This window comes from Succinimonas sp. (genome assembly GCF_045225735.1).
Classification (GTDB): Bacteria; Pseudomonadota; Gammaproteobacteria; order Enterobacterales; family Succinivibrionaceae; genus Succinimonas.
Window position 1 is genome coordinate 1 of the sequence record NZ_JBGVBR010000109.1, and the last position, 9328, is coordinate 9328.

Here is a 9328-nt window from a genome sequence, read left to right on the forward strand (position 1 = left end):
ATCGGTATTTCTCTACCGCAGCAAGTTCGGCGCCGCGGATCCGGTGGATGTGTTTCTGCCCATTCTCATCGCCACCTCCTGCTCCACTCTGGCGGGTTTTCTGGCAGCGGCCCTGTTCCAGAAAATCAATATCCTGAAGTTCCCGGTGCTCCTGGCTCTGGGCGGACTTCTGGGCCTGGTGGGCGGAGTGTTCGTCTGGTCGCTGTTTGCCGGAGCCGCGCTGGCCTCCCAGGCCTCCTATGCGGCCAACGGCGCGGTGCTCCTTTTTATCGGGGGACTTCTGTCTTACGGCCTCCTGAAAAGGGTACCCGTTTACGAGGAGTTTATCAAGGGAGCCAAGGAAGGCTTCCGGGTGTGCATCGACATTCTGCCCTACCTGGTGGCCATGCTGACCGCCATTGCGTTTCTGCGGGCCGGAGGCGTGCTGCCGCTCCTCCTCTCCGGCATCAAAAAGTTTTTTGAAGGGCTGGGCACGGGGACGGAATTTGTGGACGCCCTGCCGGTGGCCTTTATGCACCCCTTCTCCGGGGGAGGCTCCCGGGCTCTGATGCTGGACACCTTCAACACCTTCGGCGTGGATTCCCTGACGGGGCATATCGCCGCGGTGATGCAGGGATCCACGGAAACCACCTTTTACGTGCTGGCAGTGTATTTCGGGTCAGTGGGCATCACCAAAGTCAGACATGCGGTAACCTGCGGCCTCATTGCGGACTTCACCGCCATGGTGGCCGCCATTATTGCGGGGATGCTGTTTTTCGGGTAAGGAACGGCAGAAATAATGAGCCCGGTCAGGAAACAGTTTCCCGGCCGGGCTTTTTTATGTCGTTTTGCAAGAAGGCTTAGAAGAGCGGGGCTTTGAAGACCGGAGTTTCTGATGAAAGAGTATTGCGTCCCGGGGTGAGCTTCGGAAAGCAGAATCCGGGACGGCTGAAATCGGGGTGCGGAGCTCTCCCCCTTCTTCTCCAGCTTTCCCTTCGGCCTTCACTTCCGCTTCCGCCTTGCATTGTCCGCCTTGCCTTTCTTAAAAGCCCCCGCATTTCAGCGTTAAAGCAAGGTCTCCAGCAAAGAGCGCATCCCGAAAAACAGCAGAATAACCGCTGCGGCCTGCAAAAGGGCCCAGCGGGCCGCCTTGCGGACGGATCCCGGGGGAGCGCTGCTGTCCGCTTCAATAAGGCGAATCCTTTTCCGGTAACGCCGCGCTACTGCCATAAGGAGCAGCACGGCCACAGTCAGGGCAATGCCCAGGGGCGGGTTATCCTTGGTCACAAACCAAAGCACATATAGCACCGCACCCAGAAAAAGAGCCTTCATGACAATCTTGACACAGCCTTCTTCACCAGGCAGATAATCCAATAATTCAATCAATGGCAACATGTCTCATGCATCTCCATCCTGTATCCTTTATCCGGCCAGGCGCTCCGGCATCCTCACCCGGTATCCGTTCTCCGGAAACTGAATTGGCAACAAAGTTTTTCAATCCGGAGAGAAGCCGGTCCCGGGCGGGCATCAGGTTCCGGGCAGCGCGCCGCGATTTCTCAAAAGTCTTTCCCCGTATTTACCGTTACTGGAAACGTATAATCACCCCAATCGCTATAACGATCAAAAGCGCCAGAATAAGCACCGCTGACTGCGTAACAGGGTTCACTTCTTTCCTCTGCCGGGATTCATCGGGATCAGAGTTTTCCTCTTCCTTGCCGGACTTCTTCATATGATCCCGCACGGCGGAAACCGCCAAAAGCAGAAATACCAGGCTCATGAAAACACCCGCCAGCGGGTGAAATTCAAAGCATAACATCAGAATAAACGCCAGAATGCCTAACACCGCCAGCGCCAGAATTCCCAGCAGAATGTAGCTGCCGCAGCCCGCCACCGCAGCATCCAATAAAACATCAATCATGACATCAATTCTCCGAAAGCGAAATAAACTGCCAGGTTTTCTGTTCCGGCATCAGAGATCCCCCTGTCAAAGGGCAGCGGCATCCGGGGAGCCCCATGGAGCATTCCTCCCGCGGAACACGCTGTTACCGCCAGAATATGAAGGCTGCAATGCCCAGAAGAACCAGAATAATCACGGCCTCCATGACCGCCTTCAGTTCTTCATTATCCCGACCGGATGCGGAGGAAGCATGGGGCGCTGAGGGAGCAGAGTTTTCCTCCGGAACCCAGGTGCTGTTCTTCTTCAGCTTTTTGACGTACCGCACCACAAAAGCTCCCGCCACCAGCAATATCAGCGGCACGGAATGACCCACTGCCGGACTGACATCCAGAGCCGCCATCAGGAGAAACACCCCGACCACCAGAAACGCCAGCGCGATATAGCTGCTGCACCCCCACAGCGCAAGTTCCATCATAGCCTCCTCAATTCTGAAGCATTACTCTCCCGCCCCGATCCGGCAGTCTTTCTCTGCCCCTCTCACCGCCTCTCTCACCCCCTCTCCGGAAGCTGAAAATCCTCACAGGTATGCGGCGCCGCATTATGAGCGGTAATCAGGAGGCGGTTATCAGAGGGAGCTAATCAAGAAAGCGATCCCCGGTTTCCGCCACGTACATGTCCCGGAGATCCGGGATGCTCATTCGGGGAAACTCGGCGCCGCTCGCGCTTTGGGCCTGAACCTTCCGGGTGAGCCAGTCATAAAAACGCTGAGAATGCTTGCCGAGAGTCCGGGCAGGCTCCCTCCGGTTATACACCAGTCCGGCGACAATTCTCAAGTTCTTCCACTTGGCATAGAAGGGAAGTTTGAGCTTCAGCATAAAGCTCCGGGCATCCTCAATGACATAGCCTTCGATATGGGGGATTCCGGGATCAAGGCTTTCGGAAAGCTGCTTCCGGTACCAGCTCTGAAATTCCGCAAAGCTGGAAAGCGTCAGGGCATGGCGCTTTGCCGGAAGTCCGGCCCGGGCTGCCAGATCGCAGACCTCCTGATAGGAACGCCGGGCAAACTCCAGCTTGTTGTCAATAATGTCCAGAAGCACCAGGCGGTTTTCCTGATAGCGGATAATGTGGGGATCCCGCTTCACGTCAATGCACTCAAAAAGAAGCGTCGCCTGATGCTGCTCCAGATATTCCCGGAGAACCTCCGGACGGGGACAGCATTCCTGCAAAAGATCCCGGAAATAGCCGGCAAAGGCAGATTCGGGATTGGATTTCGAGGTGGTGAAGAGCTTCCCGTCATACCACGACATCAGCCCCAGAAAGCCGTTTTCCTTCACATAAACCTCCGCCGGAAATTTCATGGATTTTTCCAGCTCCGGCAGGCGGGTTTCCGGGCGTTCCCCGATATTGAAGAACTTCCGGTAGCCCCGGGCGGCCATAAAGCCGGAGACCACGTCAATAAAAAGTCCCCGGGCGGTCACAGTCTGCTCGTTCCAGATGCCCTTTCCAAAAGCCTTGTCTGAAAAGTTAAAGGAAGAGATATGACCGAAATTCTTTTCGATAATGTAACGGTTTCTCCGGAGATCCCGCACGAGATCCGGAACTCCCGTGGCCAAAGCCGGATTAAACACGGTGTTCTGGTATTCCCGCGGGGTAATGACGCCGTTCGGAGAGAGCTCCAGGGTACGGAGACAGCCGCCCTTTTCCACCAGGCCCTCCAGACAGAACACGTTGGAAAACAGCCGGGCCGGAGAGTTACCGGTATTGCGGTGTCCGAAGACCTGCACGAAGTTCTCCGGCATGGTTTCATGCCAGACCTCTGCCACCTTCTGGTAGTCATCATGGACGCCCACCCCGTTTATCATGCCGGAGGCGGAAACTGCAATAAGCCCCAGAGGCGGCACTTTGGGAATCCCGCCGTGGCAGACCAGAAACACCCTCCCGCCGTAGGAAAAGTACGCGCACTGCCGGAGACGGCGGCAGAACTGGCGAATGTCCGTTTTGGAAAGATCCTTTATTTGGGGCACCGTTTTAAAGGTGAACTCCCAGCCCCGGAATTCCTGATCCTCGGCATAGCTGCGGAGGCGGGGCTCATGATTCCCCTCGATAAAAATGAAATTGGGGGTGGCGGTATGGGCAATGAAAAACTCCAGGGTCTCCCTGTTTTCCAGACCGCGATCCAGATAATCTCCCAGAAAGATGTAGAGGTACCGGGGATTAATCTCTCCCAGAGCTTCCTTTAAGACCGTATAGCAGCCGTGGATATCCCCGATGATAATAATTTTTTCGTACTGGCTGTAATCCGCGGGATTGAGGGAAATAGCGCAGGTTTTGTTCATAAAAGCACCTTAAAACCATGAAAGCCTGATGACCAGACTGATTGACAGATCCGATGACAATAACTCCGATAACGGCAGATCCGACAGCAGCCAAAAACCGAATAAAGGAAAGAGCCTGATGACAGAAGGATCAAATAGCTGCTAATTCCGCTAGAGGGTGATCCTGTCGTTATGACTGAAGACCTGAACCCAGCCGGGGAGCTTTGCCTTGATAAGCATGCTGTGCATGCGATCAATATCAGCCTCCGGCACCAGCCGCATTTCATCGCGGAGCCGGTTTCTTCTCTTGCATTCTTCCAGAGGCACATCTGAAAAGTCCGCCACCAGCGCCCGGTAACGGTATTCCCTTATGAGATCCCGGTAGCGCAGAAAATCCTCCTCCCGGACATGACAGGCATCCACCACCGTGAGATCCCCGTTCTTCATCCGTATGGCAAGAAGCTTGTCCAGAGCGGCAAACACCAGCTTGTTAACCCGCTGGGAAATCACGGACTGACCGCTGAGATTAAGCACCGGAGCGGAATAAAGAAGACGCAGACTGTCGGTGGACAGAGTGAAGGGTTCCAGGCCGTTCTCCCTGATCCAGCTGGATTTGCCGGAGCCGGGAAGGCCTCTCATGATAACCAGAATACGCATAGCAGATTTCCTGACAATTTGCTGACAATTACCTTTTCTGACAAGTGTCTTGCCGATAGCTTCCTGATCGCCGATAGCTTCCTGGTAAGAAGAGCAAGACAATCAAAGCCGAAGCTGATCGGAAGGATCTTTATTGTTCATGATAACGCCGGAAAACGCCAGTTCCCGTAAAAAACATTGCGAAACAGCCTTAGATCCCCGCAGTTAGATTCCCATAGATACGCTTATGGAGCCGCAGATTCTAAGCTCTCGCAATCCGGATTTTGCCAGAGGATGGGGTCAATTGCGCCGGTTTTATGGGGAAGCCGGGGACAGGGTATCAGGAAAATCTGAGATGAGCCAAGGAACAGAATATCCGGTAAATAGCTAACAGGGACTCCATCGAGCCATTGTGATGTGCCTCCATAGTGCCACCCATTGTGCCATTGCATTGTGCCTCCATTGGCCTCCATTGGCCTCCATTGGCCTCCATTGTGCCACCATTGTGCCACCCATTGTGCCACCAATTGTGCCACCATTGTGCCATTTAATGATGTAGAATTGCCAAAGGCGGCATAAAATGGAATTCCGCAACAGAGCAATAGCATCGGTGACTTTTATGGCCGCACAGGTCGAAAAGAATCCTAAAATCACACAGAAAGAATTAGTCGAGCAGTTTGATATTTCTCGCCGTACATTACAAAGGAAGTTGAATGAATTGAAAGAGAAAGGCAAAATAATCCGTAAAGGTGGCATGCGATATGGTTACTGGGAAGTAAAATGAGGGAATACGGGCTCATTTCATAGGTGTGGATTAGGGATGTCCTCCGATCCGTTATTATCAGATTCAATCCGTAAGATGCTTAAATTCATTCTGAGTGATTTTAGAAACATTTACATCTGTCGAAATCAGAGCCTTATCGATCCAACTATCCTTTACAACAGAGCGATATCTTCACACTGTGATTACTCACTTGGTGATTAACACTTGTGAGTAAGCAGTTTAAAATTCATCAGCTAAAAAAAGAGCCCTCCCGAAGGAAAGCCCTTTTCAAAAAGCGAGTTCTTAATTCGTCTCAGGATCTGAGATCCTGAGCCAGATCCAGCGCAATGTGCTGCGCCTCCAGAAGCAGGGTATCACGCCCCTTGAAATCCGAGGGCAGATCATCCAAGCTCTTCACCGGCGGCTTCCCCAGAGATTCCAGATACTCGTTGGTATCCTTCAGGGCTTCGGCCTTGTCCTTCTCCTGCTCGGCCTTGCGGATATCGTAATTAAGGCTGATGGAATTATCCTTGCGCTTCTTCCGATAGGTCTCATAGTCATTGGCCAGCTTGGCATAGTAGGGATCGTCTTTAACCCGGGCATCATGCTTCTTTTTAAGATCCGGGATATAGGGGCTGAGATCTCCCACCTTGCTGTACTTGGCCGGCTTTATCTGATCCCAGGGCAGAGCATTAGGCTCGTTGTTCTCGCCGAAATCAGCATAGTCGCTGAAGGACGGGAAGGCGATATCGGGTACCACGCCCCGGAGCTGGGTGCTCTGTCCGCTGATGCGGTAGAACTTGGCAATGGTGTAGTGAATGCTGCCCAGAGGCTTCTCGTAGAAGTCGTAAATGCGATCCAGAGGCCGGCTCTGCTGCACGGTGCCCTTGCCGAAGGTGGTATCCCCCACAATCACCGCCCGGCCGGTATCCTGAAGCACTCCCGCAAAAATCTCCGACGAAGAGGCGGAAAGACGGTTAGTCAGCACCACCAGAGGGCCGTCATATACCGACACATTGTCATCATCGCGGTTCAGGGAAACATACCCCACCGCATCCCGCACCTGCACCACGGGGCCGGACTTGAAGAAAAGACCGCTGGAATCGATTGCTTCAGGGAGAGAGCCGCCGCCGTTATAGCGGAGATCCACCACCAGAGCTTCGATATTGTCCTTCTTCATCTTTTCGATTTCCTTCTTCATGTCCTTGGCCAGGCCCATGTAGAAGCTCTTCACGGTGAGCACGCCCACCTTATGACCGTCAATGGTGTTTACCGCGCCCTTGGCCGCGCTGTCCTCAAGATGAATGCGATCCCGGATAATGTCCACGGTGAAGAAGGAAGCGCTGGCACCATCCCCTCTCATGATCTGCAAAGTGACCTTGGATCCCTTGGGGCCCTTTACCATGGGCACAATGTCGGTAAGCAGCATGCCCACCACGTCCACCATTTCCTCGGGCTTGCCGTTCTTGCCGTGCTGCTGCACTCCGACGATTCTGTCCTTGGGCTTGAGGCGGCCGCTCTTTTCCGAAGGAGAGCCCGGCACAATGGAGACGATTTCGCAGTACTCGTCCTTGCTGGTGAGCACGGCGCCAATGCCTTCCATTTCCAGACTCATGGAGCTGTCAAAGCTGGCGGTGTCATCCGGAGAAAGATAACTGGTATGAGGATCAATGGCATTGGCAAAGGCATTTTCAAAGGCGCTGAAGGCATCCTCGTTCTTGGTCTTGACGATGTTTCTGAGAATGCTGGTGTAGCGCTTGGTCAGGTTCTTGCGGATGCGCTCTTCTGAAAACCCCGAAAGCCGGAGATTGAGATAATCGCTTCTGACCACCTGCCGCCAGTACTTCCGGAGCTCCTCGATATTCTTGCGGTACGGGAGCTTGCTGGTATCCACGGTGACGGTTTCATTGCCGGTAAAGTCAAAGCTGTCCGTCTTCAGCACCTCAAGGTAATAGGAATACTTCTCGAAGCGCCGCTTCATGTAGGCCTTGTACAGCTCGTAGGGATAGTCCAGCCGGCAGCTGTCCAGGGCCATGAAAAGGCGCTTCCGGTCATTCTTGAAGCCCTGGATTTCGGACTCAGTGAACAGAGTGCGGTAGCGATCCAGATTGTAGAAATACATGTCATAGACCTGATCCACAAAGCTGTCGTCCAGTCTCACTCCCTTGTAGTGGGAACGCAGAAAATACCCGCGCACCCGGGAACAGGAGGTGTCCTGGCGGGCTTCCGGCTTCAGAGACGGAATATCGCTTTCAGAGGGGATCCGGGTCTGAGCATAGCCGGTTCCCATCAGGGAGGCGCTCAGAATCACGGCCAGAGCAACTTTATTCAGCAACATGCTAACCTCTATTGTGCAAACAGAGACATTAAGATAACGAAATGCGAAAACCCGGTACGTATGTATCTTCACATATCGAATTTTCGCACAATTGATAACTAAAACAGCGGAAGCCGGAGCTTACTTCTGTCCGATCTGATCACTGGACACCTTCACTACCATGCCCATGGACAGCTCCACGGTAACCTTGTCCCGCACTACTTCTCTCACTGTGGCAGGCACGGAACCGCTTCCCCAGAGCACCCGCACCTCAAGACCCGGAACGATCTCCTCCTGAGTCAGGGGAGCAAACTCCTCCCGGGGCCGGGATCCCAAAGGCTTTTCATCATCTGCCGGCTTTGCGGGAGCCCCTTCCGGACGGAATGGTCTTCTGAGTGAGCGCTCGCCGCCGGAATTGCGGTCGTTTCGGTCACCTCTGGGGTTTCTGCCGTTTCTGTCATTCCGCTCATTCCGGTCATTCCGGTCGCCGCGGCTGCGGAACCTTCTTTCGCCGCCGGTCTTGTCGCCGTCATTTCTTCTGCGGATGCGATTCTGCTCGCCGTCGCCGCTCTGCTCCTCGGCGCCACCTGCGGCATTTTCAGCATTCTCGGCACTCTTTTTCCGGAAGAAGGGGCGGCGGTTCTTCTTTCTTTCCGCCAGCACCGCCTCGTAGCGGGCCCGGGATTCCTGATATTCCTTCGCAGCATAATCCGCATGCTCCTGGGAAACCACATCAACCTCATTGCCGTCTATATCGATGCGGGGAGCTCCGGCCTTCACGCATTCCAGATAGCTCCAGCGGGTGGTGTAAACCCGGAGAGCGGCCCGGATCCTGCTTTTGGAAAACTCCGGATCAATTGCGGCAATCCTTTCCACCAGGTCATTGAAGATGCCGATTCTGAGAGGACGGGGAGAGGCATCCTCCCGGCCTTCCTTGATAAAGTTCGCCGGGAAATGCTCGCACAGAAAATCAACATCGCTGCGCACCTTGGCAATCTTTTCAGCCTTTCTGACTCTGGCCTCGGCCTCTAACCGCCGGGCCTTTTCCTCCGGGGTTTCCGGAGCTTTGGCATTAGCTTCCTCCGAAATAGCGGCTTCTCCGGCAGCTTCCGGAGCTGCGGCCTCGGCAGCCTCGAACTCATTGTCAGCCGGGGCGGCGGAATTCTCTGTCTGAACCGGGGATACGGTGTTGTTGGTGTCCTTATCGGTTATCTCGGTATTTTCCATAATCTGTAATCAACTGTCTAAAAACTGCCGGCGGCAGCTCTGCAATAATATCTTTCCGGAAGACCCGCGGGCTCCGGATACAGGAGCCGGACTCCTCAAAAACGCGAGCCCCTCCCGTTCAGCGTGAAATAATACCATAAAATCCCTGATTGGGTTAACTGCCCCGGCATTTTTTAACAATTGTCACAGCCCCG

The 9328-nt window shown here is 54.1% G+C and carries 9 protein-coding genes; 2 read left to right on the plus strand and 7 right to left on the minus strand.

Annotation, left to right across the window (positions count from 1 at the left end):
* A partial coding sequence (locus tag ACJROR_RS03805) for a spore maturation protein (RefSeq protein ID WP_406545936.1) occupies positions 1-763 on the plus strand: 763 nt, incomplete at its 5' end.
* 281 nt (positions 764-1044) lie between these two features.
* Here the strand turns inward: ACJROR_RS03805 and ACJROR_RS03810 are convergent.
* From ACJROR_RS03810 to ACJROR_RS03830, 5 genes are all read right to left on the minus strand, one after another.
* Entirely contained in the window at positions 1045-1365 is a 321-nt protein-coding gene (locus tag ACJROR_RS03810) for a hypothetical protein (protein ID WP_406545937.1), read from the minus strand.
* Between the two features lie 196 nt (positions 1366-1561).
* On the minus strand, positions 1562-1897 hold the full coding sequence (locus ACJROR_RS03815; protein ID WP_406037787.1) for a hypothetical protein: 336 nt from the start codon (positions 1895-1897) through the stop codon (positions 1562-1564).
* A 124-nt stretch (positions 1898-2021) separates the two neighbouring features.
* On the minus strand, positions 2022-2351 hold the full coding sequence (locus tag ACJROR_RS03820) for a hypothetical protein (protein WP_406545938.1): 330 nt from the start codon (positions 2349-2351) through the stop codon (positions 2022-2024).
* 160 nt (positions 2352-2511) lie between these two features.
* Positions 2512-4212 (minus strand): RNA ligase, encoded by a 1701-nt coding sequence (locus ACJROR_RS03825; RefSeq protein WP_406545939.1) that lies wholly within the window; start codon positions 4210-4212, stop codon positions 2512-2514.
* A gap of 150 nt (positions 4213-4362) precedes the next feature.
* A complete protein-coding gene (locus ACJROR_RS03830; RefSeq protein WP_406545940.1) occupies positions 4363-4848 on the minus strand; it encodes an AAA family ATPase in 486 nt (161 codons plus the stop codon).
* A 559-nt stretch (positions 4849-5407) separates the two neighbouring features.
* Between ACJROR_RS03830 and ACJROR_RS03835 the strand changes: the two genes are divergently transcribed.
* A complete protein-coding gene (locus tag ACJROR_RS03835) occupies positions 5408-5611 on the plus strand; it encodes an HTH domain-containing protein (RefSeq protein WP_406545941.1) in 204 nt (67 codons plus the stop codon).
* Between the two features lie 292 nt (positions 5612-5903).
* Here ACJROR_RS03835 and ACJROR_RS03840 read toward each other — a convergent pair whose 3' ends face one another.
* Entirely contained in the window at positions 5904-7928 is a 2025-nt protein-coding gene (locus ACJROR_RS03840; protein ID WP_406545942.1) for a carboxy terminal-processing peptidase, read from the minus strand.
* Between the two features lie 120 nt (positions 7929-8048).
* The gene (gene proQ / locus ACJROR_RS03845; protein ID WP_406545943.1) at positions 8049-9134 is read right to left on the minus strand and encodes an RNA chaperone ProQ; all 1086 of its coding nucleotides are present in this window, start codon (positions 9132-9134) and stop codon (positions 8049-8051) included.
* Between the last annotated feature and the right edge of the window lie 194 nt (positions 9135-9328).

Bases quoted from the DNA above. Each gene is read 5' to 3' on its own strand.
- ACJROR_RS03815 (WP_406037787.1), bottom strand. From the start codon at position 1,897: ATGATTGATGTTTTATTGGATGCTGCGGTGGCGGGCTGCGGCAGCTAC.
- ACJROR_RS03820 (WP_406545938.1), bottom strand. From the start codon at position 2,351: ATGATGGAACTTGCGCTGTGGGGGTGCAGCAGCTATATCGCGCTGGCG.
- ACJROR_RS03825 (WP_406545939.1), bottom strand. From the start codon at position 4,212: ATGAACAAAACCTGCGCTATTTCCCTCAATCCCGCGGATTACAGCCAG.
- ACJROR_RS03830 (WP_406545940.1), bottom strand. From the start codon at position 4,848: ATGCGTATTCTGGTTATCATGAGAGGCCTTCCCGGCTCCGGCAAATCC.
- ACJROR_RS03835 (WP_406545941.1), top strand. From the start codon at position 5,408: ATGGAATTCCGCAACAGAGCAATAGCATCGGTGACTTTTATGGCCGCA.
- ACJROR_RS03840 (WP_406545942.1), bottom strand. From the start codon at position 7,928: ATGTTGCTGAATAAAGTTGCTCTGGCCGTGATTCTGAGCGCCTCCCTG.
- proQ (WP_406545943.1), bottom strand. From the start codon at position 9,134: ATGGAAAATACCGAGATAACCGATAAGGACACCAACAACACCGTATCC.